This window comes from Actinomycetospora lutea (assembly GCF_028737205.1).
In the GTDB taxonomy this organism is placed as follows: domain Bacteria; phylum Actinomycetota; class Actinomycetes; order Mycobacteriales; family Pseudonocardiaceae; genus Actinomycetospora; species Actinomycetospora lutea.
The window spans coordinates 93,523-120,177 of sequence record NZ_JAQZAL010000014.1; the positions used below are offsets into that span (position 1 = coordinate 93,523).

The 26,655-nt window shown below is 74.4% G+C and carries 26 protein-coding genes; 14 read left to right on the forward strand and 12 right to left on the reverse strand.

Features of this window, described 5'->3' with window-relative positions:
- Positions 1-27 precede the first annotated feature (27 nt).
- A complete protein-coding gene (locus PHK61_RS16745) occupies positions 28-1,029 on the forward strand; it encodes a CobW family GTP-binding protein (protein WP_274282133.1) in 1,002 nt (333 codons plus the stop codon).
- 203 nt (positions 1,030-1,232) lie between these two features.
- On the opposite strand, the gene PHK61_RS16750 is transcribed toward PHK61_RS16745, so the two are convergent.
- The 3 genes from PHK61_RS16750 to PHK61_RS16760 all read right to left on the reverse strand — a co-directional run bounded on the left by PHK61_RS16750 (position 1,233) and on the right by PHK61_RS16760 (position 9,307).
- Entirely contained in the window at positions 1,233-1,409 is a 177-nt protein-coding gene (locus tag PHK61_RS16750; protein WP_274282134.1) for a DUF6104 family protein, read from the reverse strand.
- 6 nt (positions 1,410-1,415) lie between these two features.
- Complete coding sequence (locus PHK61_RS16755) at positions 1,416-5,246, reverse strand: multifunctional oxoglutarate decarboxylase/oxoglutarate dehydrogenase thiamine pyrophosphate-binding subunit/dihydrolipoyllysine-residue succinyltransferase subunit (protein WP_420791405.1); 3,831 nt, start codon at positions 5,244-5,246, stop codon at positions 1,416-1,418.
- A gap of 269 nt (positions 5,247-5,515) precedes the next feature.
- Positions 5,516-9,307 carry an ABC transporter ATP-binding protein gene (locus tag PHK61_RS16760; RefSeq protein ID WP_274282213.1) on the reverse strand — a complete coding sequence of 1,264 codons (3,792 nt, stop codon included), beginning with the start codon at positions 9,305-9,307 and terminating at the stop codon, positions 5,516-5,518.
- Positions 9,308-9,775: 468 nt separating this feature from the next.
- Here PHK61_RS16760 and PHK61_RS16765 point away from each other — a divergent pair, with 468 nt between their 5' ends.
- From PHK61_RS16765 to PHK61_RS16805, 9 genes are all read left to right on the forward strand, one after another.
- A complete protein-coding gene (locus PHK61_RS16765; RefSeq protein ID WP_274282136.1) occupies positions 9,776-10,387 on the forward strand; it encodes a cysteine dioxygenase in 612 nt (203 codons plus the stop codon).
- Positions 10,384-10,794 (forward strand): rhodanese-like domain-containing protein, encoded by a 411-nt coding sequence (locus PHK61_RS16770; protein WP_274282137.1) that lies wholly within the window; start codon positions 10,384-10,386, stop codon positions 10,792-10,794. The genes PHK61_RS16765 and PHK61_RS16770 overlap by 4 nt, the downstream gene beginning before the upstream one ends.
- Positions 10,795-11,185: 391 nt before the next feature.
- Complete coding sequence (locus tag PHK61_RS31920) at positions 11,186-11,563, forward strand: zinc-binding metallopeptidase family protein (RefSeq protein WP_337993970.1); 378 nt, start codon at positions 11,186-11,188, stop codon at positions 11,561-11,563.
- Position 11,564: 1 nt separating this feature from the next.
- Positions 11,565-11,705, forward strand: coding sequence for a hypothetical protein (locus PHK61_RS16780; protein WP_274282138.1), 141 nt, complete (start codon positions 11,565-11,567; stop codon positions 11,703-11,705).
- A gap of 17 nt (positions 11,706-11,722) precedes the next feature.
- Positions 11,723-13,393 carry an acyl--CoA ligase family protein gene (locus tag PHK61_RS16785; RefSeq protein WP_274282139.1) on the forward strand — a complete coding sequence of 557 codons (1,671 nt, stop codon included), beginning with the start codon at positions 11,723-11,725 and terminating at the stop codon, positions 13,391-13,393.
- Positions 13,394-13,502: 109 nt separating this feature from the next.
- Complete coding sequence (locus tag PHK61_RS16790; RefSeq protein WP_274282140.1) at positions 13,503-14,054, forward strand: hypothetical protein; 552 nt, start codon at positions 13,503-13,505, stop codon at positions 14,052-14,054.
- Positions 14,055-14,080: 26 nt separating this feature from the next.
- Entirely contained in the window at positions 14,081-14,620 is a 540-nt protein-coding gene (locus PHK61_RS16795) for a hypothetical protein (RefSeq protein WP_274282141.1), read from the forward strand.
- An 82-nt stretch (positions 14,621-14,702) separates the two neighbouring features.
- Positions 14,703-16,058: an MFS transporter gene (locus PHK61_RS16800; protein WP_274282142.1), complete on the forward strand. Its 1,356-nt coding sequence runs from the start codon at positions 14,703-14,705 to the stop codon at positions 16,056-16,058.
- An 18-nt stretch (positions 16,059-16,076) separates the two neighbouring features.
- Positions 16,077-16,700 (forward strand): nucleoside/nucleotide kinase family protein, encoded by a 624-nt coding sequence (locus PHK61_RS16805; RefSeq protein ID WP_274282143.1) that lies wholly within the window; start codon positions 16,077-16,079, stop codon positions 16,698-16,700.
- A gap of 96 nt (positions 16,701-16,796) precedes the next feature.
- Here the strand turns inward: PHK61_RS16805 and PHK61_RS16810 are convergent, their stop codons facing one another.
- From PHK61_RS16810 to PHK61_RS16820, 3 genes are read right to left on the reverse strand one after another with little or no spacing between them, the layout of a single operon-like run.
- Positions 16,797-18,404: a flavin-containing monooxygenase gene (locus tag PHK61_RS16810; protein WP_274282144.1), complete on the reverse strand. Its 1,608-nt coding sequence runs from the start codon at positions 18,402-18,404 to the stop codon at positions 16,797-16,799.
- Positions 18,405-18,445: 41 nt separating this feature from the next.
- Positions 18,446-19,426, reverse strand: a complete 981-nt coding sequence (locus PHK61_RS16815) for an ERCC4 domain-containing protein (RefSeq protein ID WP_274282145.1) — start codon at positions 19,424-19,426, stop codon at positions 18,446-18,448.
- 30 nt (positions 19,427-19,456) lie between these two features.
- Positions 19,457-20,818: an FAD-binding oxidoreductase gene (locus tag PHK61_RS16820; RefSeq protein ID WP_274282146.1), complete on the reverse strand. Its 1,362-nt coding sequence runs from the start codon at positions 20,816-20,818 to the stop codon at positions 19,457-19,459.
- A 69-nt stretch (positions 20,819-20,887) separates the two neighbouring features.
- On the opposite strand from PHK61_RS16820, the gene PHK61_RS16825 reads away from it, so the two are divergent.
- Entirely contained in the window at positions 20,888-21,445 is a 558-nt protein-coding gene (locus PHK61_RS16825; protein ID WP_274282214.1) for a dihydrofolate reductase family protein, read from the forward strand.
- 61 nt (positions 21,446-21,506) lie between these two features.
- Positions 21,507-22,307 carry a siderophore-interacting protein gene (locus tag PHK61_RS16830; RefSeq protein ID WP_274282147.1) on the forward strand — a complete coding sequence of 267 codons (801 nt, stop codon included), beginning with the start codon at positions 21,507-21,509 and terminating at the stop codon, positions 22,305-22,307.
- A 44-nt stretch (positions 22,308-22,351) separates the two neighbouring features.
- Here the strand turns inward: PHK61_RS16830 and PHK61_RS16835 are convergent, their stop codons facing one another.
- The gene (locus PHK61_RS16835; protein WP_274282148.1) at positions 22,352-22,798 is read right to left on the reverse strand and encodes a MarR family winged helix-turn-helix transcriptional regulator; all 447 of its coding nucleotides are present in this window, start codon (positions 22,796-22,798) and stop codon (positions 22,352-22,354) included.
- Between the two features lie 46 nt (positions 22,799-22,844).
- Here PHK61_RS16835 and PHK61_RS16840 point away from each other — a divergent pair, with 46 nt between their 5' ends.
- Positions 22,845-23,600 (forward strand): alpha/beta fold hydrolase, encoded by a 756-nt coding sequence (locus PHK61_RS16840; protein ID WP_274282149.1) that lies wholly within the window; start codon positions 22,845-22,847, stop codon positions 23,598-23,600.
- 24 nt (positions 23,601-23,624) lie between these two features.
- Here PHK61_RS16840 and PHK61_RS16845 read toward each other — a convergent pair whose 3' ends face one another.
- From PHK61_RS16845 to PHK61_RS16855, 3 genes are read right to left on the reverse strand one after another with little or no spacing between them, the layout of a single operon-like run.
- Positions 23,625-24,017, reverse strand: a complete 393-nt coding sequence (locus PHK61_RS16845) for a hypothetical protein (RefSeq protein WP_274282150.1) — start codon at positions 24,015-24,017, stop codon at positions 23,625-23,627.
- Positions 24,007-24,381, reverse strand: coding sequence for a hypothetical protein (locus PHK61_RS16850; RefSeq protein WP_274282151.1), 375 nt, complete (start codon positions 24,379-24,381; stop codon positions 24,007-24,009). The genes PHK61_RS16845 and PHK61_RS16850 overlap by 11 nt, the downstream gene beginning before the upstream one ends.
- 10 nt (positions 24,382-24,391) lie before the next feature.
- On the reverse strand, positions 24,392-24,904 hold the full coding sequence (locus tag PHK61_RS16855; RefSeq protein ID WP_274282152.1) for an Lrp/AsnC family transcriptional regulator: 513 nt from the start codon (positions 24,902-24,904) through the stop codon (positions 24,392-24,394).
- 93 nt (positions 24,905-24,997) lie between these two features.
- On the opposite strand from PHK61_RS16855, the gene ald reads away from it, so the two are divergent.
- On the forward strand, positions 24,998-26,095 hold the full coding sequence (gene ald / locus PHK61_RS16860; protein WP_274282153.1) for an alanine dehydrogenase: 1,098 nt from the start codon (positions 24,998-25,000) through the stop codon (positions 26,093-26,095).
- 44 nt (positions 26,096-26,139) lie between these two features.
- Here the strand turns inward: ald and PHK61_RS16865 are convergent, their stop codons facing one another.
- Both PHK61_RS16865 and PHK61_RS16870 read right to left on the reverse strand, forming a co-directional pair.
- On the reverse strand, positions 26,140-26,397 hold the full coding sequence (locus PHK61_RS16865; RefSeq protein ID WP_274282154.1) for a hypothetical protein: 258 nt from the start codon (positions 26,395-26,397) through the stop codon (positions 26,140-26,142).
- The gene (locus PHK61_RS16870) at positions 26,394-26,654 is read right to left on the reverse strand and encodes an acyl carrier protein (RefSeq protein ID WP_274282155.1); all 261 of its coding nucleotides are present in this window, start codon (positions 26,652-26,654) and stop codon (positions 26,394-26,396) included. Before PHK61_RS16870 ends, PHK61_RS16865 begins: the two co-directional genes overlap by 4 nt.
- Position 26,655: the final 1 nt, after the last annotated feature.

The window sequence follows — 26,655 nt, forward strand, 5'->3', positions numbered from 1 at the left end:
CGATCACCGTGTGCCAGGGTGATCGGCGTGCCCCGTCGCGTCCCCGTGGTGCTGGTCGCCGGTCACCTCGGTGCCGGCAAGTCGACGCTGGTCAACCACCTGCTGCGCCGCGCCGACGGGGTCCGGATCGGCGTCGTCGTCAACGACTTCGGCGCGATCGGGATCGACGCGATGCTCGTGGCCGGGCAGGCCAGCGCCGTGACCTCGCTGGCCGACGGCTGCCTGTGCTGCACCACCGACGCCAACGGCCTCGCCGCCCTGCTCACCGAGCTGACGGCGCCGGCCGCGCGCCTCGACCTCGTCGTCGTGGAGGCCAGCGGCCTCGCGGAGCCCCGCGAGCTGGTGCGCCTCCTGCTCGACGCCATCGCGGGGGAGGCGCGGCACGCGGCGTACGGGGTCCTGGTCGTGGTGGTCGACGCCGTGGAGGGTGCCGGGGAGCCCGACCCGTCGGTCCGGCTCGCCGACCTCGTCGTGCTCAACCAGGTCGACCGCGTCGACGACCCCGCCCCGCTGCTCGCCGCGCTGCGGGCGGTCGCCCCCGGCCCGGTGCTCCCGGTGGTCCGCGGGGCGGTGGACCCGGCGCTGCTCGTCGACCCGCCGGCCCGTCGCGGCCCGCCCCGGTCGGGGCAGCTGTCGTTCGACGTGCTGCTGCGCGAGGTCGCCGGCGACGAGCACCCGCACGCCACCGGGGAGAGCGTCACCGTGGAGCGGGACACCCCGCTGGACCCCGCGCGGTTCGCGGCGTTCCTCGAGGCGGGGCCGACCGGCGTGTTCCGGTCCAAGGGCGTGGTGCGCTTCCCCGGCGCCGCCCCGTTCGTCGTGCAGACGGTCGGCACGGCGATCCGGGTGCGCCCGGCACCCCGCTCCGCCGACGTCGCCGGCGCCCGGCTCGTGTTCCTCGGCGCCGGGCTCGACGCGGCCGCCCTGCACGCGGCGGTCGACGCCTGCGCGGCCGACCCCGCGGCGGGCGAGCCGTCTCTGTTGCCGGTGCTGCGCTACGAGGAGTCCGACCGCGTCGACGCCGTCTGATCGGGAGGTCAGGAGCACGTGGTGCACCGCCACGGCCCGGGCGAGGTGGACGAGGTGCCCGTGATCTCCGGCCGACGGCGCCGGGCCGGACGCGACGTTCTGGCCGAGGGTGCCCCTCGCCCGTCTGTGCGAGCGAAGGGGCCCTTCGCTCGGAACCGGCGAGCGGCCGAACCCGGCGCGCCCGCGCAGTCGGCAGTCGCGCCCTACTCGTCGTCGCTGTCGTCGCGGGCGAGGAACGTCGCGAACCGGTCGGCGGCGCCGGCGTGCTCCGGGTGGGCGTCGACGAAGGCGCGGAGGCGGTCGGCCAGCCAGGCCAGGCTGACCTCCTCCTCGCCCCGCCGCTCCTCGAGCTCCTCGATCCCGCGGTCGGTGAAGTACACGAGCAGCTAGTCCGCGAGCGCCTCGGCGATGAGCGCCTTCTGCTCCACCTCGTGCACCTTGGCGACACCGGCTGCCGGGGCGGCCATGCGGCGCCGGGAGATGCGCGTGAGGTGGGGCAGGCGGCCGTTCATCCGCTCCGGGAGCCACAGGCCCAGGAACGGCCAGGCGCCCTGGTTCGCCGGCTCCTCCTGCACCCAGCGCACGTCGGTGACGGCGTTCGGGTACCGGTCGAGAATTGCGCCCAGCTCGTCGGTGGCCAGCGGGTAGAGCTGCTCCATCCGCACGATCGCCGTGTCGTGGGTGCGGCCCGCCTTCTCGCGCGCGGCGACCAGCTCGTAGTAGATCTTGCCGGCGCAGAGCAGCAGGCGCGTGACGTCCTCCGGGGCGTGCTCGCCCCGGGTCTGGTCGAAGGCCGGGTCGTCGAGGATCGGCCGGTAGCCGCCCGAGGTGAAGTCCTCCACCGGGCTGACCGCCGCCTTGTTCCGCAGCATCGACTTCGGCGTGAAGACGACGAGCGGACGGCGCACGCCGTCGGTGGCGTGGCGGCGCAGCAGGTGGAAGTAGTTCGCCGGGCTCGACGGCACCGCGACCGTCATCGACCCCTCGGCACACAGCTGCAGGAAGCGCTCGATGCGCCCCGAGGTGTGGTCGGGGCCCTGGCCCTCGTGGCCGTGCGGCAGCAGCAGCACGACGTCGGAGGTCTGGCCCCACTTCGCCTCACCGGACGAGATGAACTCGTCGATGATCGACTGGGCGCCGTTGACGAAGTCGCCGAACTGCGCCTCCCACAGCACCAGCGCCTCGGTGTTGGCCACCGAGTAGCCGTACTCGAAGCCCACGGCCGCGAACTCCGAGAGCGCCGAGTCGTAGGGCATGAACTTGCCCTGGTCGGCGGTGAGGTTGCGCAGCGGGTAGTACTCCGCGCCCGTGTGGCGGTCGATGACCACCGAGTGGCGCTGCACGAAGGTCCCGCGGCGCGAGTCCTGGCCCGACAGGCGCACCAGCTTGCCGTCGATGAGCAGCGAGCCCCAGGCCAGCAGCTCGGCGTAGGCCCAGTCGATGCCCTCCTCCGAGTCGGCGGCCGCGGCCTTGGCGCGCCGCTCGAGGACCGGCTTGACGCGCGGGTGCGCCGCGAAGCCCTCGGGCAGGTCGGTGTGCGCGCGGGCGATCCGCTGGACGACGTCCAGCGGCACCGCCGTCTGCAGCGAGTTCGGCACGGCCTGCTCGTACTCGACCGACGGGCTCGGCTCGGGGTCGGCCTTCTCGAGCTCGCGGACCTCGTTGAACACGTGCTCGAGCTGGCTGCCGTAGTCGCGCAGCGCGTGCTCGGCCTCGTCGAGCGAGATGTCGCCGCGACCGATCAGCGACTCGGTGTAGGTCTTGCGCACCGAGCGCTTGGCGTCGATGACGTCGTACATCTCCGGCTGGGTCATCGAGGGGTCGTCGCCCTCGTTGTGGCCCCGGCGGCGGTAGCAGATCATGTCGATCACGACGTCGGAGTTCCAGCGCTCGCGGAACTCCACGGCCAGCCGCGCCACCCAGACGCAGGCCTCCGGGTCGTCGCCGTTCACGTGGAAGACCGGCGCGTCGATCATCTTCGCCACGTCGGTGCAGTAGTGCGTCGAGCGGGTGTGCTCGGGCGCGGTGGTGAAGCCGACCTGGTTGTTGACGATCACGTGCACGGTGCCGCCGGTGCGGTAGCCGCGCAGCAGCGCGAGGTTCAGCGTCTCGGCCACGACGCCCTGGCCGGCGAACGCGGCGTCGCCGTGCAGGGCGACCGGCAGGACCGTGAAGCCCTCCGGGCCCTTGTCGAGCATGTCCTGCTTGGCCCGCACGATGCCCTGCATCACCGGGTCGACGGCCTCGAGGTGCGAGGGGTTCGACGTCAGCGACACCGTCGTCTCGCCGTCGCCGAACATGCGGAAGAACTTGCCCTCGGCGCCGAGGTGGTACTTCACGTCGCCGGAGCCGTGCGCCTGGCCCGGGTCGAGGTTGCCCTCGAACTCGCGGAAGATCTGCGAGACGGGCTTGCCGACGATGTTGGCCAGCACGTTGAGCCGCCCGCGGTGGGGCATGCCGACGACGACCTCGTCCATCTCGTGCGCGGCGGCCGTGTCGAGCACGGCGTCGAGCAGCGGGATGACGGTCTCGGCGCCCTCGAGCGAGAAGCGCTTCTGCCCGACGTACTTGGTCTGCAGGAACGCCTCGAACGCCTCGGCGGCGTTGAGCTTCGAGAGGATGTACTTCTGCTCGGCGACCGGCACCTTCTCGTGCGGGCGCTCGATGCGCTCCTGCAGCCAGGCGCGCTTCTCGGGGTCGAGGATGTGCATGTACTCGATGCCGATGGTGCGGCAGTACGAGTCGCGCAGGACGCCGAGGACGTCGCGCAGCTTCATGCAGCCGCGCCCGGCGAAACCGTCGACCGGGAACTCGCGGTCGAGGTCCCAGAGCGTCAGGCCGTGCGACGCGATGTCGAGGTCGGGGTGCTTGCGCTGCGGGTGCGAGAGGGGGTCGGTGTCGGCCATGAGGTGGCCGCGCGTGCGGTACGCGTCGATCAGCTCGATGATCCGCGCGGTGCGGTCGATCTGCGACGACGGCAGGTCCTGGCGCCAGCGGATCGGCTCGTAGGGGATCCGAAGCGACGCGAAGATGTCGTCGTAGAAGCCGTCCTCGCCGAGCACGAGGTGGTGGATGCGGCGCAGGAAGTCGCCGGACTCGGCGCCCTGGATGATCCGGTGGTCGTACGTGGACGTCAGCGTGATGATCTTGCTGATGCCCATGTCGGCGAGCTTCTCCTCGCTCGCCCCCTGGAACTCGGCGGGGTACTCCATGGCGCCGACGCCGACGATGGTGCCCTGGCCGACCGTCAGGCGCGGCACCGAGTGGTTGGTGCCGATGGTGCCCGGGTTGGTCAGCGAGATCGTGACCCCGGCGAAGTCCTCGCTGGTCAGGGCGCCGGTGCGCGCCTTGCGCACCATCTCCTCGTAGGCCGCCCAGAACTGGGCGAAGCTCATGTTCTCGGTGCCCTTGAGGGCCACCACCACGAGCGAGCGCGACCCGTCCTTGCCCGGCAGGTCCATCGCCAGGCCGAGGTTGACGTGACCGGGGTCGACGACGGCGGGCTTGCCCTTCTCGTCCTCGCCGAAGTGCCGGTTCATGTTGGGGAAGTCCGCGAGGGCGCGCACCATCGCGTAGCCCAGCAGGTGGGTGAACGACACCTTCCCGCCGCGCGTGCGCCGCAGGTGGTTGTTGATCACGATGCGGTTGTCGGCCAGCAGCTTGGCCGGCACCGCGCGCACGCTCGTCGCCGTCGGCAGCTGCAGCGACGCCGTCATGTTCTTGGCGATCGCGTTGGCCGCTCCGCGCAGCGGCTTGGTCGTCTCGACGGCGCCGTTGCCCGCACCGGGCTGCGCCGACTTCGCCGGGCTCGTGGTGCCGGCCGCCGGCTTGCTCGTGCTGTCGGTGCCGGACGGGGACGACTGGGTCGGCGCGCTCGTCACGGGGGCCTTCTCGCTCGGGGCCTGCGGGGAGGCCTGCTGCCGGGGGGCCTGCTGCTGGGCCTGCTGCTGCGCCTGCTGGGGCGGGGCCTGCTGCTGGGCCTGCTGGGGCGGGGCCTGCTGGGGCGCCTGCTGCGCGGGCTCGGTCTCCGTCTCGACCTCGCCGTTCGACGACCCGCGCGGCTCGGCCGACTCGGCCGAGAGCGTGCCGTTGGACGCGTTGCCGGCGCTCGCGTGCGCCCCGGCCTCGTCGGGCGCGGTGTCGGGGCTGTAGTCGGCGAAGAAGTCGTGCCACGCGGCGTCGACGGAGTCGGGGTCGGCCAGGTAGCGCTGGTACATCTCGTCGACCAGCCACTCGTTGGGTCCGAACTGGGCGGTCGGGCTACTACTCGACACGACTCGAAATCGCCTCAATCAGTCGTCGCGGTGGCGTCGGAAGCGTGTCCAGATTAGCGCTTGACACCTCCCGGGGTCGGTGCCCTGTCGCCTACTGCACCGGTCCATGCGAGTGCTCTTCCCGCGCATGGTGCCGCTGGGCCACCGGACGGGCACGCACCGTGCGCCATGTCACGCAGCCGCAGCGCCCGGAACCGGGTGACCCGGACCGCTCAGCCGGCGCGCGCGAGGTCGTCGTCCGGGTCGACCAGCCCGCCCTCGCCGACCGCGTCGTCGACCGTCCCCGCCCCGGCACGCCAGAGCCGGGCATAGGCGCCGTCGCGGGCGAGGAGCTCGGCGTGCGTGCCCTCCTCGAGGATCCGGCCGGCGTCGATGACGACGATGTGGTCGGCGCGCGCGGCGGTGGCGAGCCGGTGGGCCACGACGAACGTGGTGCGCGGCGCCGCCAGGCGCTCGCCCGCCGCCAGCACCGCGCCCTCGGTGGACGGGTCGAGCGCGGCGGTGGCCTCGTCGAGCAGGAGCAGCCGCGGGTCGACGAGCTCGGCGCGCGCCAGGGCGACGAGCTGGCGCTGCCCGGCCGACAGGCCGCCGCCGCGCTCGCCGACGGGCTGACGGAAGCCCCCGGGCAGCGAGGCGATCATCTCGAGCGCCCCGACGTCGCGGGCGGCCTGCTCGATGCGGGCCGGGGTGGCCTCGGGGTCGCCGTAGGCGATGTTGGTCGCGACGTCGCCGACGAACAGGTGCGCCTCCTGCGGCACGACGCCCAGGCGACGGTGCAGCGTCGGCAGGTCGTGCTCGCGGACGTCGACGCCGTCGATCAGCACGCTGCCCGAGGAGGCGTCGTAGAACCGGGCGACGAGCTTGACCACCGTCGACTTCCCCGCGCCCGTGGCCCCGACCAGCGCGACCGTCTGCCCCGCCGGCACGTGCAGCGAGAAGTCGGCGAGGGCCGGGGTCTCGGCGCCGGCGTAGGAGAAGCCGACGTCGCGCAGCTCGACCTCGCCGCGCAGGTCGTCGACCACGACCGGGTGCTCCGGGGCGGGCACCGAGGTCGGCGTGCGCAGCAGCTCGCCGATGCGCAGCAGGCCGATGCGGGCCTGCTGGTAGCCGTCGAAGACCTGCGAGAGCTGCTGCACGGGCCCGAAGAACATCGCGAGGTAGAGCAGGAACGCGGCGAGGATGCCGGGGGACAGGCCGCCGGTGGCCACGCGGGCGGCGCCGACGCCGAGCACCGCGGCCTGCGCGAGGTCGGAGAGCATCGCCGCGAACGGGAAGTACGTGGCGATGAGGCGCTGGGCGCGCAGGCGGGCCCGGCGGTAGGCGTCGCTGTTGCCGGCGAAGGTGGCCGCCGAGAGCTCCTCGTGGGTGTGGGCCTGGGCGACCCGGAGCCCCGCGACGTTCTCCTGCAGGTCGGCGTTGACCACGCTGACCCGCTCGCGCGCCTCGGCGTAGGCCGCCGACGACAGGCGCCGGAAGATCACCGTGGCCACGATGAGCACGGGCATCACCGCGAGCGCGACCAGGGCGAGCTCGACGTCGGTGACCAGCAGGGCGACGGCCACGCCGATGATCGTCAGGAGCGCGACGAACGCCTGCGCGAGCCCGGTCTGCAGGAACGTCGAGAGCGCGTCGACGTCCGTGGTCATCCGCGTCATGATCCGGCCGCCGAGCTCGCGCTCGTAGAAGTCGAGGCCGAGGCGTTGGAGGTGGGCGAAGCTGCGGGTGCGCAGCAGGAAGAGCCTGCCCTCGCCGATGCGGGCGGTGAGCACGGTCTGGGCGGCGACCACGAACCAGTCGAGGGCGACCACCACCACGCCCAGCCCGACGGCGAGCCACAGCACGTCGAGCGAGCGCGCCTGGATGCCGCCGTCGACCGCGAGGCGCGCGAGCGAGGGGAACGCGACCGTGGCGGCCGCGTCGAGGCCGAGCAGCACGACGGCGAGCAGCAGGGCCCAGCGCACCGGGCGCAGGAGCTTGCCGAGGCGGAACGCGGGGTCGGGCGCGGTCGGGTCCTCGCCGTGCACATCGGGTTCCTCGGTGGCGGGCGGCAGGCGGTCGAGATGCGCGCGGATCTCCGGCGAGGCCCCGCCGTCGATCCCGCCGGCGAGCGCCTCCGACCCGGCCGCGACGGTGACGGGCGCCGGGGCGGGCACGGGCCGGTCGGGCGCGGGGTCGTCGGGCCACAGCGAGCGGGTGAAGGTCGGCGCCGCCGCGGTGTCCGGCGCGTCGTCGGGCACCCGCCCGGTCTCGTCGATCCGCCCTGTCTCGTCGATGCGTTCCGGCGGGCCCGCGAGCAGCTCGCGGAACAGGCGGCACCGGCCCTCCAGCTCCTGGCGGGTGCCCACGTCGACGACGCGGCCGCCGTCGAGGACGGCGATGCGGTCGGCGAGCGCGAGGGTGGAGCGGCGGTGGGCGATGACGACGGTGGTGCGCTGCGCGGTGACTGCGCGCAGCGTCTCGCCGATCGCGGCCTCGGTGGTGGCGTCCACCGCGGACGTCGCGTCGTCGAGGACGAGCACGCGGGGGTCGTAGAGCAGGGCGCGGGCCAGGGCGACGCGCTGGCGCTGGCCGCCCGACAGGGTGAGCCCGCGCTCGCCGACGCGGGTGTCGTAGCCCTCCGGCAGCGCGGTGATGAACGCGTCGGCCTGCGCGGCGACCGCGGCCGCGCGGATCTGCTCCTCGGTGGCGTCCGGGCAGCCGTACGCGATGTTGGCGCGCACGGTGTCGGAGAAGAGGAACGCCTCCTCGAACACCACGCCGACCGCGTGGCGCAGCGAGTCCAGCCGCAGGTCGCGCACGTCGATCATCGATGATCCGGCTCCCCTATCGGCGTGCTCCCCTTGCTGCTCCGCGTCCGGGAGGTCGTCCGGCGGACCGATGCGCAGCGCGCCACCCTGCACGTCGTAGAACCGGGGCGCGAGCAGCGCCACGGTCGACTTGCCCGAGCCCGAGGTGCCGACCAGCGCGACCGTCTCGCCCGGGGTGATGTCGAGCGAGAGGCCGTCGAGCACCGGCTCGCTGCGTGCATAACCGAAGCGCACGTCCTCGAGCCGCACGCCCAGCGGGCCGTCGGGCACCGTGCGGGCGGTCGGCGCGTCGACGATCTCGGGCTGCGAGTCGATGAGCTCGTAGACGCGCTCGACCCCCGCGCGGGCGAGCTGGCCGGTGACCACGAGGCCCGCGACCAGCCGCGCCGGGCCGACCAGGGCGGCGATGTAGGAGGTGAACGCGATGAACACGCCCAGCGAGATCGCCCCGTCGACCGCCAGCACGCCCCCGAGCGCGAACACCACGAGCTGGCCGACGGTGGGCAGCGCGGTGAGCGTCGGGGTCAGGCGGGCGTTGAGCCACGAGGCGCGCAGGCGCTCGGCGTAGAGCCGCCGCGCCGCCTCGCGCAGCCGGCCGACCTCGCGCGTCTCCTGGCCGAAACCCTTGACCACGCGGACACCGGTGACCGTCTCCTCGACGTGCTGGGCGACCTCGGCCGCGCGCTGCTGGGCCGACCACGTCGCGGGGAACAGGCGGCGCCGCAGGCGCGCGGTGAACACGACACCGAGCGGCAGCACCACCAGCGAGACCGCCGTCAGCAGCGGCGACAGGAACAGCATGATCGTGATCGACACGACGAGCTGGCCGACCGTGCCCGCCACCAGCGGCACCATGCCGAGCAGGCCCTGGACCTGCTGGAGGTCGGAGTTGGCGCGCGAGACCACCTGGCCGGTGCGCAGCGCGTCCTGCTTCGGGCCGTCGAGGCGCGAGACCGAACCGAACACGCGGCGCCGCAGGTCGTGCTGCACCCCCAGCGAGAGCCGCCCGCCGAGGTAGCGGCGCAGGAACGCCGCGCCGAAGCGGACCACGGCGATGGCCGCCATCGCGCCGACCAGCCACCCGAGCCCGTCGGTGGACCCGGCGACGGCACGGTCGACCGCCGTGCCGACGAGCAGGGGGCCGACGGCCTCGAGGCTGACCCCGAACACCGAGGCGGTGAGGGCGGCGACCGACAGCGCCCGGTGGCGCCAACAGTCGCGGGCGAGACGCCGGACCCACCCCTGTGGGCGACGTCGATGGTCCGGCTCGCCTCTCGGCGTGCTCCCCCCTCTGCTACGCGTTCTGTCGGCCGACGCAGACGTGCGCTCCGTGGTGCCCTCCGGGTGGTGGTGGTGAGGCGATCCGCTCCAGATTAGGACCGCCCCCCGACACCCCGCCGTGCGCGGCGACCCGGACGTGACGCACACCCGCCCCCGTGGTCCAATGCACGCGTGCAGCACTTCCTCCTCGGCCCCCTGTGGGAGAGCCGTCGTGCGCACCTGTTCGACCAGCGGTGTCGCCGGGCCTGACGAGACGGGTCGCGTGCCATCCCGGCCGCGACGTCCCTCGCCCGCGCACCGCACCGCACCGCCCTCCCGAGGACCGGCTACCGACGGCCGGTGACGTGCGTGCGCGGACGCCCGCACCCCCGGAGGACGAGTTCCGTGACCGCCCTGGTCGACCAGCCCGTGCACGCTCCTGCCAGCCCGTTCACCCGTCCCCGCTCGCGGCGCCCCGACCTGCGGCGCTGGCAGGACGGCCCGACCCCGGCCAGCCTCGCCGACCTGCTCGCGCTCACCCGTGAGGTGGCCGCCGAGGTCGACGCCGGCCGGCACGCGGTCGAGGTCGACCCCGTCCAGCGCTGGTCGCGGCGCCTGCACGCCGACCCGCACCTCGACGTCTGGCTCATCTCCTGGGCCACCGACCAGGCCGCCGAGCTCCACGACCACGGCGGGTCGATCGGCGCGCTGACCGTGGTGCGCGGCGCGCTGACCGAGTGGCGCTGGACCGCGGGCAGCGACGACGACGGCACGTGCCCTGCCGAGGAGCTGCCCGCCCGCGGCCCCGGCCTGCGCCGCCGGGCGCTCGCCCCCGGCCGGTCCGTCGCGTTCGGGCTCGGCCACGTGCACGACGTCTCCAACCGCGCGGCCGAGACCGCGGTCAGCGTGCACGCCTACTCGCCGCCGCTGTCGGCCATGTCGTACTACGGGGTCCGGGCCGGCGTGCTGCACCGGACCCGCTCGGAGCTCGTCGCACCGGGAGCATCGCCGGAGTGAGCACCATCGACGACCTCCTCGCCGCCGCCCGGGCCCGGCTGCGGCGCCTCGAGCCCGCCGAGGCCGCCGCGGCGCTCGCCGACGGCGCACGGCTGGTGGACATCCGCCCCGGCTGGCAGCGCCTCGACGAGGGCACGGTGCCGGGCGCCCTGGTGATCGAGCGCAATCACCTCGAGTGGCGCCTCGACCCCGCCTCCGACGCCCGCGTCGCCGAGGTCACCGACCACGACCAGCAGTGGATCGTGCTGTGCTCCGAGGGCTACACGTCCTCCCTCGCCGCCGCGGCCCTCCAGGACCTCGGCCTGCACCGGGCCACCGACGTCGTCGGCGGGTTCCGCGCCTGGGCGGCGGCGGGCCTGGACACCGCGCCGGGGTCGGACGACCGTCCGGAGTACGCCCGGCCTTGACACCATGGGGCCTCCCGACCCGGACGGAGGCCCATGGTGACCGCAGGGCTCGACGAGCGGCTCCCCGGCGTGGTCGCGCTCTACCGCGACCTGCACGCGCACCCCGAGCTCGCGTTCGCCGAGCACCGCACCGCGGCGCTCCTGGCCGACCGGCTGCGCGCGATCGGGCTCGAGGTCACCACCGGCGTCGGGGGCACCGGCGTGGTCGGGCTGCTGCACAACGGCCCCGGGCCGCGTGTGCTGCTGCGGGCGGACATGGACGGCCTCCCGGTGGCCGAGGTCGACGCCGTGCCCCACCGCAGCCGCGACACCGCCGTCGACGCGGACGGCGTCACCGTGCCGGTGATGCACGCCTGCGGGCACCGCGGCGTCGGGCGCCCCGCAGGAACCCGTGATCGCCCCGCTGACCGACTTCCCGCTGCTGGTCAACGACGTCGAGGCCACCGAGCGGGTGCGGGCGGCGTTCGCGGCGCGCTTCGGCGACACGGACGTGCACGAGGCGCCGCGCCGGTCGGGCAGCGAGGACTTCGGGTGCTTCGGCGAGGCCGCCGGCGTGCCCTCGGTGTTCTGGAACCTCGGGGCGCTCGACCCCGGGCTCTTCGCCGACGACCCCGGGCACCCCGAGGCGGCGGTCGTGAGCGGGCGCGCCCCGGGCGTGCACTCGCCGCACTTCGTGCCCACCGCTCCGGACGCCCTGCTGCGCCGGGGCGTCGAGGCGGTGCTGGCGGCCGCGGGGTGCTGGCTGGGGGTCAGCCCGGGCTCTCGGTGACGTGACGGCCCAGCGCCGCGCGGAAGGCCTCGGGCGACTGCGGCGTCACGAGCGCACCGACGTCACCCGCATGCCCGAGCGCGCGGCGCTGGTGGCCGCGCTCGTCACGGATCCGGACCGGGACTCCCGCACCGGCGCCTGAGGCGCGATGATCCGGGTGTGGACGCGCCCGAGACCTGGATCACCCCGCTCACGCCGCTGGCCTTCCTGCGCCGCTCCGCGGACGTGTATCCCGACAAGACGGCGATCGTGCACGGCGCCGAGCGGATGTCCTACGCGCAGTTCGCCGCGGAGGCCCAGCGCCTGGCCCGCGCGCTGCGCGCGAGCGGGATCGGGCCGGGCGACCGTGTGGCGTGCCTGCTGCCCAACGTGCCGCCGATGCTCGTCGCGCACTTCGGGGTGCCGCTGGCCGGCGCGGTGCTCGTCGCGGTGAACACGCGCCTGTCCAGCGAGGAGGTCCGCTACATCCTCGACCACTCGCAGGCCAGCGTGCTGGTGGTCGACTCGGCGCTGCGGGGCACCGTCGAGCCGATCGCGGGCTCGCTGGAGACCGTGCGCGAGATCGTCAACCTGGTCGACCCGCAGGGCCCGGACGCCGGGGCGTCGGTGGACGGCACGAGCTGGGACGACCTGCTGGCCCGGGGCGGCGAATCAGGGGAGCACGCCGATGGGGAGGACCTGGCGTGGGAGGTCGCCGACGAGCGTTCCACGATCAGCATCAACTACACGAGCGGCACCACCGGGCGGCCCAAGGGCGTCCAGTACCACCACCGCGGCGCGTACCTGAACTCGTTCGGCGAGATCGTGCACAGCTACCACGACCCGTCGACGGTCTATCTGTGGACGCTGCCGATGTTCCACTGCAACGGCTGGTGCACCCCCTGGGCGATCACCGCGATCGGCGGGACCCACGTCTGCCTGCGCGAGGTGCGCGGCGACGCGATCTGGGCGCTCATCGGCGAGCACCGGGTCACCCACCTCAACGGCGCGCCCACCGTCGTCACCACGATCATGAACGCGGCCGAGGCGCGGACGCTGGACTACGCGCTGGTCGTGACCACCGCCGGTGCGCCGCCGAGCCCCACGACCATCCTCGAGATGGAGAAGATGGGCTTCCGGATCGTGCACGTCTACGGGCTCACCGAGACCTACGGGCCGTACTCGGTGTGCCAGTGGCAGGAGGAGTGGCGCGGGCTCGAGGAGCACGCGCGGGCGAAGCTGCAGGCGCGCCAGGGCGTCGGGATGCTGCAGTGCGAGCCGCTGCGGGTGGTCGAGACGCTCGGCGAGGACGTCGCCGACTGGGCCTCGGTGCAGCTCGTCGACGTGCCCCACGACGGCGAGACCATGGGCGAGATCGTCATGCGCGGCAACAACGTCATGTCCGGCTACTTCCGCGACCCCGACGCGACGGCCAAGGCGTTCGCCGGCGGCTGGTACCACTCGGGCGACCTGGGGGTCATGCACCCGGACGGCTACGTCGAACTGCGCGACCGCGCCAAGGACGTCGTCATCTCCGGCGGCGAGAACATCTCCACCGTCGAGGTCGAGCAGGCCGTGCTCTCGCACCCCGCGGTGCTCGAGGCGGCGGTGGTCGGCGTCCCCGACGAGCAGTGGGGCGAGCGGCCGAAGGCGTTCGTCGTCCTGCGCCAGGGGCAGTCCGCGGAGCCCGGGGCCATCATCGACCACGTCAAGGGCGCCATCGCGCGCTACAAGGCACCTCGCGACGTCGAGATCGTCGAGGACCTGCCGAAGACCTCGACCGGCAAGATCCAGAAGTTCGAGCTCCGGGCCAAGGAGTGGGGCGACGCGACCACCCGCATCCGGGGCTGAGCCTCTCGTCGCGCCCGACCCGCGCCGGGGCATGACGGGCCCCGGTGACGGGAAGGGCAGCGGGACGGCGGAGACTGTCCGCCGCTGTCGCGGTGAGGAGCGAGGACGCGTGAGCGAGGAGTCCGTCGAACGGGGCGAGGCCGTCCTGGACAACGACATGACGAGCCTGGACACCGAGCCGTCGGTGATCCTGGACGAGGACCGCCTGGACGCCGATCCGCTCGAGGACGGCATGGACACCCCGGAGGGCTACAGCCGGGACGTCCGCCTCGGCGGCACCCAGGAGTGGGAGAGCGAGCCGCCCAGCATCGACTACCGCCTGCCGCAGGAGGAGCCCGAGGCCACGGCCGAGCAGCCGCCGGACCGGCCCCTGGCGGCGACGCCGATCGACGAGCTCGACGAGTCGGTCGACGACCCGGAGAACGCCGTCGACGGCGTGGGCGGGGCGGTCCTGCTGGACGCCGAGGGCGCCGACGGCGTCACCGAGGCCGAGAGCCTCGCCGAGGAGGCGCGCGAGATCGAGCTCGGTGTGTCCTCGGCGGACGGCAGCGTCGAGCCGACCGGACTGCCGAGCGACGACGCGATCGGCGAGGTCGCGGCCATCGACAACGAGCCGGGCTCCGCGGAGGAGCAGGCGATGCGCGTGGAGCAGGAGAACTGAGCGCCGGGGGGACGGCGCGCCCGGCCGTGCCGCGACGGGTCGTGGTCGCCGGCACGGTCGTGGGCGCCGTCCTCGTGGTGCTCCTCGCCGGCGCGCTGATGGGCGGCTGGCGCCCGTTCACCCCGGCCCCCGACGTCCTGACGTTCGGGCCCGGCGGCGACCTCGAGCAGTACACGCTGTTCGAGGGCCAGTGCGCCCGCGGGCAGCTGGCGGTCGGCGGCGGCTTCGGGCCGGAGGCCGACGCGCAGTGCGGCACGCCCCACGACGTCGAGGTCGTCGCGTCGACCGCGCCGATCGGCGAGGGCCGCGCGGTGTCGTACCCGGGCGAGGGCGCGCTGGCGGACTTCGGGCGCGCCTACTGCGCGATGTACGTCGACTCCGACCTGCTCGTCGCGGAGTCGGGCGGCGTCGCCCGCGACGACCTGCGCATGACCGCCGTCGTGCCGAGCCGGGCGGCCTTCGCCGACCCGGGCTCGGCGGGCGCCACGCGCGGCGGCCGGGAGGTCAGCTGCGTCATCTCGCGCAGTGACGGCGAGGCGCTGACCGACCGCTTCTCGGTCATCTGAGCGGCGGGGGGCCGAACGGCGCAGTCACTCGCAGCGCCGGACCTATTGCCCTGTGTGAGTGTGGCCGTGACCATACTTCACCATGAGCACACTTCCCGCCGGAGTCGACCGTCGGGCGCTCAAGCGCCGGGCCGTCGTCGCGAGCACCGTCGGCACCACCATCGAGTGGTACGACTTCTTCCTCTACAACACCGCCGCCGCCCTGGTCTTCGGGCCGCTGTTCTTCGCCGACTCCGAGGCCGGCGGCGTGCTCCTGGCGTTCTCCACCCAGTTCGTGGGCTTCGCCGCCCGCCCGATCGGCGCGGCGATCTTCGGGCACTACGGCGACCGCATCGGTCGCAAGTACAGCCTCGTCGCGACGCTCCTGCTCATGGGCGGGGCGACGGTGCTCATCGGCTGCCTGCCCACCTACGCCTCGATCGGCGTGCTCGCCCCGATCCTGCTGACCCTGCTGCGCGTGCTGCAGGGCATCGGCGTCGGCGGCGAGTGGGGCGGCTCGGTGCTCATGTCGATGGAGTGGGGCCACCGGCGCCAGCGCGGGCTGATGGCGGCGTGGCCGCAGGCCGGCGTGCCGATCGGGCTCGCCCTCGGCACCTTCGTGGTGTGGCAGTTCTCCGGCCCGGAGTTCCTCGAGTGGGGCTGGCGCGTGCCGTTCATCGCCAGCGTGGTGCTCATCGGGATCGGGCTGTGGGTGCGGCTTACCGTGCTCGAGTCGCCGGCGTTCGCGCAGGTCAAGACATCCGGCAAGGTCGCCAAGCTGCCGCTGGCCGAGACCCTGCGCACCCAGTGGCGCGACGTGCTCAAGGCGATGTTCGTCCGCACCGCCGAGCAGGCGCCGTTCTACATCTTCACCTCGTTCGTGCTCGCCTACGGCACCCAGCAGCTCGACCTGGAACGCAGCGACCTGCTGCTCTACCTCATCCTCGCCGCGTGCCTGGGCATCATCAGCGTGCCGTTCTTCGGCTGGCTCTCCGACGTGCTGGGCCGACGGCTGGTGTACGGCATCGGCGTGGTGCTCACGGGGCTCTACGCCTTCCCCTACTTCGCCCTGCTCAACACGAAGGTGGGCGGGCTGATCCTGCTGGGGATCATCCTCGGGCTGATCTTCCACGACATGATGTACGGGCCGCAGGCGGCGCTGATCTCCGAGAGCTTCGGCACCGGCATCCGCTACACCGGCGCGGGGCTGGGCTACCAGCTCGCCTCGATCACCGCGGGCGGGCCGGCGCCGCTGATCGCGACCGCGATCCTGGCCGGGACGGGCTCCACCACCTGGATCTCGATCTACATCATCATCTGCGCGGTGGTCTCGATGATCGCGCTGCTGATGATGCACCCGCGCCCGCCGGAGGCCGACGAGGCCGACCTGGCGTCCGAGGACCAGGCCGGCCAGGAGGCAATCGAGGACGCGGCGCGCTCGGAGCGCTCGCGGAGCTGACGCGCATGATGGTGGGCGATGCCGATCCGCCCGCTCACCCCCGCCGCGCTCGCCGACGAGATCGTCGCCGCCGTCGAGCGGGCCGGTCCCGGGCACGTCCGGGTGCTGGTCGACGGTGCGCCGCCGGCCCGCCCGGAGGTGCTCGCGGACGCGCTCGTCGACCCGCTGCGCGTGCGCTCCCGGCCCGTCGTGCGGGTGTCGGCGTGGGACTTCCTGCGCCCGGCGTCGGTGCGCCTCGAGCGCGGGCGCACCGACCCGGACTCGTTCTACGACGACTGGCTCGACGCGGGCGCGCTGGTCCGCGAGGTGCTCGCCCCGCTCGGCCCCGGCGGCAGCGGGCAGGTGCTGCCCCGGCTCTGGGACGTCGCCGTCGACCGGGCGGCGCGGGCGGAGCGCCTCGCGGTCCCGGCGGGCGGCATCGTCGTGGTGGACGGCCCCCTGCTGCTCGGGCGCGGTCTGCCGGCCGAGCTCGCCGTGCACCTCGCCCTGTCCGAGACCGTGCTGGCGCGCCGCACCCCCGCCGACGAGGCCTGGACGCTGCCCGCGTACGCGCGCTACGCCACGGAAGTCGACCCGGTGACCGTCGCCGACCTCGTCGTCCGCGCCGACCACCCCGACCGCCCGGCCCTTCAGACGGCCTGATCCCGTACGAGCGATGCGGCATCGCTGGCAATTCAACACAGCACGCCGATAGGGCCAGGATCACCACATCCTCGCGGCGCGACACGCCGAGGGAGCTCAGGCGGCCCGGCGCCGCGCCCGCAGCGCGAACCCCGGGTAGCCGGCCTGCGCCTCGGCGTCGCACATCTCCCGGTAGCGGGCGAACCCGCCGGCGTAGGGCAGGAACACGCGCGGCTTGCCCGGCACGTTCGCGCCGAGGTACCAGGAGCTCGCCGCCTGCGGCAGCAGCGTCGCGTCCGCGGCCTCGCGGACGTGGTCGGCCCACCGGGCCTGGGCCTCGGGCGTCGGCTCGGCGTCGAGGTCGTGGGCCCGCAGGTGCCCGAGGAGGTCGGCGATCCAGTCGACGTGCTGCTCGATCGAGGTCGGCATGTTGGTCAGCACCGACGGGCTGCCCGGCCCGGTGATCGTGAACAGGTTCGGGAAGCCGGCCACGCCGAGCCCCAGGTAGGTCGCCGCGCCCTCGGACCAGGCCTCGGTGAGGGCGAGGCCGTCGCGGCCGCGGAGGCCCAGCCGCAGCAGCGGCCCGGACAGCGCGTCGAAGCCGGTGGCGAACACGAGGACGTCGAGCGGGTGCTCGGCGCCCGAGGCCAGCCGCACGCCGCCCGGCGTGATCTGCGCGATCGGGTCGGCGCGCACGTCGACCAGGGACACGTTCGCCCGGTTGTAGGTCTCGAAGTAGTCGGTGTCGATCGGCGGGCGCTTGGTGGCGAACGGGTGATCGTGCGGGGTCAGCACCGCGGCGACGGCCGGGTCGTCGACGGTCTCGTGGATCTTCGACCGGATGAAGTCCGACGCCGTCTCGTTGACCTCCGGGTCGGCGAGCACGTCGCGCACCGCCGCGCGGAAGCGCAGCCCGCCGCGCTCCCAGGCGCGCTCGAAGAGGGCGCGGCGCTCGTCGTCGGGCAGGGCGAGGGTGTCGACGTCGCTGACGACGAACGGGTGCCCGTTGGTCGAGGCCTGCTGGACCTCGCGGATCGCCGCGTAGTCGGCCTTGTAGCCCGCGGCCTCCTCGGCGGAGAGCGGGGCGTTGCGGGCGGGGATGCTGAAGTTCGCGGTGCGCTGGAAGACGGTGAGGTGCCCGGCCGACGCGGCGAGCACCGGGATGGCCTGGATGCCGGTGGACCCGGTGCCGACCACCCCGACCCGGCGGCCCGTGACGTCGACGCCCTCGTGCGGCCACTGCCCGGTGTGGTGCCACTCGCCGGCGAACCCGTCGAGCCCGGGGATGTCGGGGACGTTCGCCGACGACAGGCAGCCCACCGCGGTGACCAGCCACCGGCACGTCCACCGCTCGCCGCCCTCGGTGTCGATCACCCAGCGGTCGCCGTCGTGGGCGGCCGACACGACCGTCGTCGAGAACGAGATGGAGCGCCGCAGGTCGAACCGGTCGGCCACGTGCTCGAGGTAGGAGAGGATCTCCGCCTGGCCGGGGTAGCGCTCCGACCAGTCCCACTCCTGCTCGAGCTCGCGCGAGAAGGCGTAGCAGTAGTAGTAGCTCTCCGAGTCGCACCGCGCGCCGGGGTACCGGTTCCAGTACCAGGTGCCGCCGACGCCGTCCGCGGCCTCGAGCCCGTGCACGGCGAACCCCAGCCCGCGCAGGCGATGGATCGTGTAGAGCCCGGCGAACCCGGCCCCGATGACGACGACGTCGAGATCGTTGCCCACGCTCACGAGTCTCGGCGGACGAGCCCCACCTGACAACCCGGTCAGCCGTGCGCCGCCCGGTACCGCTCCCACACCTCGGGCCGGAGCCGTCCCCGGTCGGGCACCTCGATGCCCTCGGCGCGCGCCCACGCCCGGACCTCCGCGGTCGACGGTCCGGAGGGCGCCGCGCCGGACAGCTCCGGCACCGCGCCGGGGAGGCGGACCCCGATGGCCTGCTCGTCGCGCGCCCACGCCAGCGCGGCGGCGAGGTAGCGGTAGGTCCACTCCTCGGCGAGCGGCCGCGTCTCGGCGAAGACGATGGGGATGCCCGGCCACCGGACCTGCAGCTCCGCGAGGGAGTCGGCGACCTGCGCGGGACGGACGTGGCGCTGCGCGAACACCTGCGACCACCGGTCCTCGACCACCACGGCCGCCCGCGGGAGCGCCGCCAGGTCGCCGAGGGCGAACCGCAGGCGTCCGCTGCTGAGGCTGGAGACCAGGTCGGGCAGCGACTTGCGTTCGACCGACGCCACCAGCGTCCCGTCGAGCAGGACGCCGTAGTCGCCGGCCGGGAGCGTGCGCCGGACGGTCCGGGCCTGCTGACCCGGGAACCCGTACGGGTAGCGCTCGTGGGCGTCGACGACGATCTCGAGCCCGTCGCCGTCCACCCCGGCGGGCCGTGCCGTCGGCGTCCGGACCTGCGGGCGCGCCTGCTTGCGCGTCCGCGGCGACTGCCAGAACACCATGTCCCGACCGCGACCCCGGGTGTACACGATCTGCGAGCGGTTCTCGCGAGCGCGATCCAGCACGACGTCGATGGCGGCGCCCCGGCGCGCGCACGAGCGCAGCGCGACGCGTTCGACCACGTCCAGCTCGTCCTCCGGCGGCCACTCCCCGGGATCGGCGGGGTGGCAGTAGAGCGCCTTGGTCCGCGGCCAGGTGTCCGACGTGCGGAACACCAGGCCGTCGCCGAGGGGCAGCCGGAGCAGGTACCCGAGCGACGACGTCGCGTCGGGGTTGCGGGCGATGACGAGGTCCGCCACGGCGTGCACGGTAGCGCTCGGGGCGGCCGGTCAGCGCAGCGCGCACCCCGGGTTCAGCGTGCCCTCGGGGTCGAGCGCGGCCCGCACGCGCCGGACGACGTCGAGCGCGCCGGGGTCGCCGAACTCCTCGAGGTGGTGGGCCTTCGCGCGCCCGACACCGTGCTCGCCCGACACCGCCCCGCCGAGCGCGGTGCCGGCCGCGAAGACGTCGTGCAGGGTCTGCGCGAGGCGCGCCGGATCGGGCTGGAAGACCGCGAGGTGCACGTTGCCGTCGCCCGCGTGCCCGCAGCCCAGCACGCGCGAGCCGTGCGCGTCGCCGGCCGCGCGGGCCCGCGTGAGGAACGCCGCCATCGCCGAGCGGGGCACGACCAGGTCGACGATCTCGTCGGCGCCCGCGGCCTTGATCGCCCAGAACGTCTTCTCCCGCGCCTCGACCAGGCGGCGCGCCGAGCCGGCGGGCAGGTCGAAGACGTCCTCCGCGCCGGCGTCGGCCAGGACGCCGGCGAGCTCCTCGGCGTCCTCGTCGACGCGCTCCTGGCGCCGTCCGGCGAGCTCGACGAGCAGGTGGTCGGCGTCGACGAGGGCCTCGGGCAGGCCCAGCGACAGCTCGGCGGCCGCGCACACGGCGCGCATGGTCGGGCCGTCGAGGTACTCGCAGATCGTCGGCCCCAGCCCCGAGGCGACGACCGCGCCGACCGCGGCGGTCACCGCCTCGGCACCGCGGAACGGCGCGAGCACCGTGCGCCGTGCGGGCAGGCGCGGGTGCAGGCGCACGATCACCTCGGTGACCAGCGCGAGCGTGCCCTCCGAGCCCACGAGCAGCTGGGTGACGTCGTAGCCCGACGAGATCTTCAGGAGCTTGCCGCCCGTGCGCACCAGCGACCCGTCGGCGAGCACCGCCTCCAGCCCGAGCACGTGCGAGCGGGTGACGCCGTAGCGCACCGCGCGCATGCCGCCGGCGTTGGTGGCGACCGTGCCGCCGACCGACGCGCTCGTCTCGCCGGGGTGCACCGGGTAGGTCAGGCCGTGCTCGCCCGCGGCGGCGTCGAGGTCCGCCAGCGAGACCCCCGGCTGGACGACCGCGACGGCGTCCACCGGGTCGATCTCGAGGATGCGGTCCAGGCGCGCGAACGACACGAGCACGGCGCCGTCGTCGGGGGTGGCGGCCCCGGACAGTCCCGTGCCGGCCCCGCGCGCGGTCAGCGTCACGCCCGCGGCCCGGGCGGCGCGCACGACGGCGGCCACCTCGTCGCGGTCGCGCGGCCAGACGACGTAGGCCGGCTTGCCCGCCGGGATGCCGAGGGCCTCGTCGGCGCACAGGTCCGCGACGGCCGGGTCGTCGCCCGGCAGCACGTGCTCGGCGCCGACCGCGTCGGCGAGGAGGTCGAACATCCCCGAGGTCTAGCACGAACCGCTACGCTGCGAACCAGTTGTGAAATGCAATCAGACGAGGGGCGCGACATGGGCCGGCTGATCTACTCGATGATGACCACACTCGACGGCTACACGGCCGATGCCGACGGCGACTTCGGCTGGGGCATCACCGAGGACATGGAGCTGCACCGCGCCATGGAGGAGTCCGCCCAGGGCGTCGGCACGTTCCTCTACGGGCGGCGGATGTACGAGACGATGGTCTTCTGGGAGACCGCGGACGCCCTGCCGGACGAGCCGCCGGAGATGGCGGAGTTCGCCACGACGTGGCAGGCGGCCGACAAGATCGTCTACTCCACGACCCTGGACACCGTGTCGAGCGCGCGCACGCGCATCGAGCGCACGTTCGACCCCGACGCCGTGCGGGCGCTCACGGCGGACGGCGACGCCACCGTCGACGGCCCGTGCCTCGCGGCGACGGCGCTCGCGGCGGGGCTGGTGGACGAGATCGCGCCGGTGGTCATGCCCGTCGTGGTCGGCGGCGGCACACGGTTCCTGCCCGAGGGCCTGCGCCTGGACCTGGAGCTCGTCGGCGAACGCCGGTTCGCGAGCGGCGCGCTGCAGCTGCGCTACCGGGTCCGGCACTGAGGTCCGGCACTGAGGTCCGGCACTGAGCCGGCCGCGCGGACGCGCTCGCTAGCCTCGGGGCATGGTGGTCCGCGACGCCCCGATCGTCTCGCACGTCGAGCACACGCCCGAGGCGACGCGTCCGCGGCGGGTGGAGGTCGTCGAGGTCCACGACCTGACCCCGCGGATGCGCCGGGTCCGCCTCGCGGGCGACCTGCACGACCTGCCCGTCGCCGGGCCGACCGACCACGCCAAGGTCTTCTTCCCGTCCGCGCCGGGGGAGGAGCCGCCGGAGCCCGAGCTGAACGCGCGCGGGCTCGTCGTGCCGCCGGCGGGGCTCCCGCGCCCGTATCGCGAGTACACGCTGCGCCGCCACGATCCGGCGGCCGGCGTCGTCGAGATCGACCTCGTGCGCCACGGCGGGGGGCGCGCCGGCGCGTGGGCGGAGGACCCGCGCGGCGCGCTGTGGCTGCACGGCCCGCGCTCGAGCCTCGCGGTCGAGGCCCGCGACTGGTACCTGCTCGGCGGCGACGAGACCGCGCTCCCGGCCCTGGCGCGCTGGGTCGACCAGCTGCCGACGGTCCCCGTGCACGTCGTCGTCGAGGTCGCCGACGCGGCCGAGGAGGCCTACCTCGTCGACGTCCCGCCGCACGTCACCGTCGACTGGCGCCACCGCGACGGCGCCGCGCCGGGCACGACGACGCTGCTCGACGAGGGCGTCGCCGCGTTCACCCCGCCGGCGGGCGAGGGGTTCGCGTGGATGGGTGCCGAAGCGGGGGCGCTGCGCCCGGTGCGTCGGCGCCTGCGCGCGCTCCTGCCCACCGCGGCGGTCGACCTCGACGGCTACTGGCGCCGTGGCGTCGAGGGCACCGGGCTGGGTTGACCCGCCTCGTGAGCGAAATTCCCGGCGATAGCCGGGAATTTCGCTCACGTGGGGTGGTCGACCAGGCGGGCGGACAGGGCGCGCAGCACGCGCAGGCAGGCGTCGAGGTCGCCCGGGTCGAGGTGGGCACCGAGGTCGCTCTCCAGGGCGGCCAGCTCGCGGCGCTCGCCGTCGCGCACCTCGCCGAGCACCTGCTCCCCGGATGCCGTGAGCTCCACGAGCACCGAGCGGCGGTGTGCCGGGTTCTCACGGGTGCGCACCCAGCCGCGGTCCGCGGCGTCGTCGACCGAGCGCTGCACGAACTGCCGGGAGAGCGTCAGCGTGCGCGCGAGTCCCGGCACCGTCGTCGCCCCGCGGCCCGCCAGCGCGTCGAGCACCGCGCGGACGCCGACCGGCATGCCGCCCTCCTGCTCGACGGCCCGCACGCCGCGGCGGTAGAGGGGCCCGAGGACGTCGAAGACCGCCGCGAGGCGGACGCCGGGGTCGGTCATGACACCCATGTTGTCATGTCTCCTGAGACATGACACCTTGGGTGTCATGCTCGCCCACGTCGACCAGGGCAACGGCCCGCCCGTCCTCCTCCTGCACGGCGGCGCGCTGGACCACCGCCTCTGGGAACCCCAGATCGCCGCGCTCGCGCGCACCCACCGCGTCGTGGCGCCCGACCTGCGCGGCCATGGCACCTCCCCGACGCCGACCGCCCCCTTCCGCCACGTCGACGACGTCGCCGCGCTCGTGCGCGGGCTCGACCTCGGCCCGGTCACCGTCGCCGGCATCTCGCTCGGGGCGTCGGTCGCCGTCGACCTCGCGCTCGAGGCGCCGGACCTGGTGGCGGGGCTCGTCGTCAGCGGCGCCGGCGCGAGCGGGGCGGAGTTCCGCGACCCCGCCACCCTCGACCTCCTCGCGCGCTGGGCGCAGGCCGCGCGCGACCGTGACCGCGAGCGCTGGACCGCGATCTTCCTCGAGCTCGGGTTCGGTCCGGGGCGCCCGCTCGACGACGTCGACCCCGCGGTGCTCGCGCACGTCCGGCGGATGACCGACGACACGCTCGATCGCCACGTCCCCGACGGCACGCCGGTGCTCCCGACCCCGGTCGCCGACGCCGTCACCCGGTCCCGGGACCTGCGGCTCCCCGTCCTCGCGATCGTCGGCCTGCTCGACAGCCCCGACCACCAGCGCATGGCCCGCGAGCTCGCGCAGGACGTCGTCGAGGTCCCCCGCGCCGGTCACTACCCCACCCTCGAGGCGCCCGACGAGGTCACCGCCGCCCTGCTCGCCTTCCTATGTGAGTGAACTTCGGTGCCATAGCCCCGAACTTCACTCACGTACGGAGGCGCGGCGCAGCCAGAGCAGGCCCAGGACCGGCAGGACGACGGGGACGAAGCCGTAGCCGATGCCGAAGTCCGACCACACCGTCGGGTCGGGGAAGTCCTGCGGGCGCAGCAGCGACAGCGTCCCGATCGCGAGCACGCCCACCAGCTCGATCACCACCGCCACCAGCGCCACCCGCCGCGCTCCCCGGCCGAGGGCGACGGCCGCGACGAGGTACACCGCCGCCGCGAACGCCGAGAGCACGTAGGCCTCCGGGGCGCGCTCGAACTGCACCGCGATCTGGTACAGCGCCCGGGCGCCCGCCGAGATCGCGAACACCACGTAGACCACGAGCAGGACCCGCCCGGGCCCCGCGGACAGGGAGCGCTCAGCGGGCACCGGTCACCGTCCACACCTGGCCGGTGCGCAGCGCCAGCACCGCGATCGTGATGCCCGCGACCGCCAGCACCACCGAGCCGTACCGCGTCCGCTCGCCGTGGGCCAGCGCGGCCCCGATCGGCAGCACCGCCAGCATCGCGACCAGGTAGCCGACGATCTCCACGACGGCGCCGGTGGTGCGCCCGCCCTCCACGACCAGCCCGACCACGATCACCAGGGCGACGACCAGCGCGACGCCCTCGAGCACCAGCAGCCCGATGCGGTGGCCGAACGTCGGCGCCTGGCCCACGACCGCGGAGACCACGCACCACAGCGCCCACGCGAGGGCGAGCGCGAGGACCACGAAGGTCAGGCCGACGATCACGGACGGCAGCCTACGAGCCGGTGCCGGGCACGGGCCGGAGGTGGTCGAAGATCAGGCTGGTGACGGTGCCCGCCACGTCGCGGTGCGCGTTGAGCCGCGCGACGAGGTCGCGCAGCGCGCCCGTGCCCGCCGTCGCGACGTGCAGCAGGTAGTCGTCCTCGCCCGCGACGAAGTACACGTCGCGCACCTCGGGCAGCCGGCGCACCAGCCCCGTGAACTCGCCCAGGCGGTCGCGCGCGTCGCTCTGCAGCCGCACCGAGATCATCGCCTGCAGCGGCAGGCCGACGGCGGCCGGGTCGACGTCGGCGTGGTAGCCGCGGATCACCCCGCGCTCGCGCAGCGACCGCACCCGGGCCAGGCACGTCGACGGCGCGACGCCCACGGCCTGCGCCAGCGCGGCGTTGGTGATCCGCGCGTCGGCGACGAGGTGGGCCAGCAGCGCCCGGTCGACCTCGTCGAGCCCCCGCAGATCGTTCGGCGCGACGGCCACTGCCCGCACCGCGTCGTCCGATCGTTCGCGCATGGCCCGAATCTACAGAATCATCTGCGGCGATATACCGATCACGGTGCAGGAACTTCACGCTGGAGGGGAGACGCCGACGGACGGAGATGGACGATGAAGGTCGCGGTGCCCGCCGAGGTCAAGGACAACGAGTTCCGGGTGGCCCTGACGCCCGGCGGCGTGCGCGAGCTCGTCGCCCACGGCCACGATGTGACCGTCGAGCAAGGCGCGGGCCTCGGCTCCGCGTTCGGCGACGACGAGTACAAGCAGGCCGGCGCGCGCATCCTCGCCGACGCCGACGACGTGTGGGGCGACGCCGACCTGGTCGTCAAGGTCAAGGAGCCGGTCGCCGAGGAGTACCACCGACTCCGCGCGGACCTCACGCTCTTCACCTACCTGCACCTCGCCGCGTCCCGGGCGTGCACCCAGGCCCTGCTCGACGCCGGCACCACCGCGATCGCCTACGAGACCGTCACCCGCGGTGGTGCCCTGCCCCTGCTCGCCCCGATGAGCGAGGTCGCGGGCCGCCTGGCCCCGCAGGTCGGCGCCTACCACCTCATGCGCTCCCAGGCCGGCCGCGGCCTGCTGCTCGGCGGCGTCCCCGGCGCGCCGGCGGGTCATGTCGTGGTGATCGGCGGCGGCGTCTCCGGTGCGTCCGCGGTGCAGATGGCGGTGGGCATGCACGCCCGCGTCACGGTGCTCGACACGAACCTGGACACCCTGCGCGCCCTCGACGCCCGCTACGCCGGGCGGGTGCAGACGATGTACTCGAGCGCCGACAACCTGGAGCGCGCCGTGCTCGACGCCGACCTCGTCGTCGGCGCCGTCCTCGTGCCCGGCGCGAAGGCCCCGACGCTGGTGCCCGACGCGCTGGTCGCGCGCATGAAGCCGGGCGCGGTGCTCGTCGACATCGCCATCGACCAGGGCGGCTGCTTCGCCTCGTCGCACCCGACGACGCACTCCGACCCGACCTTCGCGGTGCACGACACGCTCTTCTACTGCGTGGCGAACATGCCCGGCGCGGTGCCGAACACCTCCACCCACGCGCTCACGCACGCCACCCTGCCGTTCACGCTCGCCCTGGCCGACCGCGGCTGGCGCGATGCGCTGGCCGCCGACGCCGGGCTGGCCGACGGCCTCGCGACCCACGCCGGCGAGCTCCACAGCGCCGCCGTGGGCGAGGCGCACGGCCTGCCGGTCCGCGGCCTCTAGTCGGGGGCCCACTACCCGGTCGCCCCGACCTGCCCACGAGCCGCTCAGGCCCCCGGCAGCGCCCCGGTCTCGCGGCGGGCGTAGGACACGGCGGCCATCGACGCGCGCGCCGACGCGAGCACGGACGCCCAGTCGGCGTCGCCGCCGCCCGTGCGCAGCGCGAGCAGCTCGCGGGCGCACAACGCGGCCTCGTGCGCGGCCCAGAGCAGCGGGTCGCGGTCGGCCGGCGGGGCACCGAGCCCGGCCAGCACGGCCGCGAGGTGCTCCTCGAGGGCGGCCAGCTCGGCGGTGGGTGCGCTCACGCGGTCACCCCGCTCTCGACCAGGAACGCGGCCATCGCGTCGACGCTGCGGAAGCGGTCGATGTCGAAGTCGTCGAGCGGCAGCCGGCACCCGAAGGTGTCCTCGATGCCGACGATCAGTGTGACCAGGGCCAGGGAGTCGATCAGGCCCTCGGCGATGAGGTCGGTGTCCGACGAGGGCACATCGACTCCGAGTCGGTCACGGACCAGGTCGGTCAGCTGGTCGGTCATCGGCCCGCCGGTGGTGGCGTCGGGCATC

Coding starts and splice junctions, on each gene's coding strand:
- PHK61_RS16755 (WP_420791405.1), bottom strand. CDS start 5,246: ATGTACCAGCGCTACCTGGCCGACCCCGACTCCGTCGACGCCGCGTGG.
- PHK61_RS16800 (WP_274282142.1), top strand. CDS start 14,703: ATGAGCACACTTCCCGCCGGAGTCGACCGTCGGGCGCTCAAGCGCCGG.
- PHK61_RS16805 (WP_274282143.1), top strand. CDS start 16,077: ATGCCGATCCGCCCGCTCACCCCCGCCGCGCTCGCCGACGAGATCGTC.
- PHK61_RS16820 (WP_274282146.1), bottom strand. CDS start 20,818: ATGTTCGACCTCCTCGCCGACGCGGTCGGCGCCGAGCACGTGCTGCCG.
- PHK61_RS16825 (WP_274282214.1), top strand. CDS start 20,888: ATGGGCCGGCTGATCTACTCGATGATGACCACACTCGACGGCTACACG.
- PHK61_RS16830 (WP_274282147.1), top strand. CDS start 21,507: ATGGTGGTCCGCGACGCCCCGATCGTCTCGCACGTCGAGCACACGCCC.
- PHK61_RS16835 (WP_274282148.1), bottom strand. CDS start 22,798: ATGACCGACCCCGGCGTCCGCCTCGCGGCGGTCTTCGACGTCCTCGGG.
- PHK61_RS16840 (WP_274282149.1), top strand. CDS start 22,845: ATGCTCGCCCACGTCGACCAGGGCAACGGCCCGCCCGTCCTCCTCCTG.
- PHK61_RS16855 (WP_274282152.1), bottom strand. CDS start 24,904: ATGCGCGAACGATCGGACGACGCGGTGCGGGCAGTGGCCGTCGCGCCG.
- ald (WP_274282153.1), top strand. CDS start 24,998: ATGAAGGTCGCGGTGCCCGCCGAGGTCAAGGACAACGAGTTCCGGGTG.
- PHK61_RS16870 (WP_274282155.1), bottom strand. CDS start 26,654: ATGCCCGACGCCACCACCGGCGGGCCGATGACCGACCAGCTGACCGAC.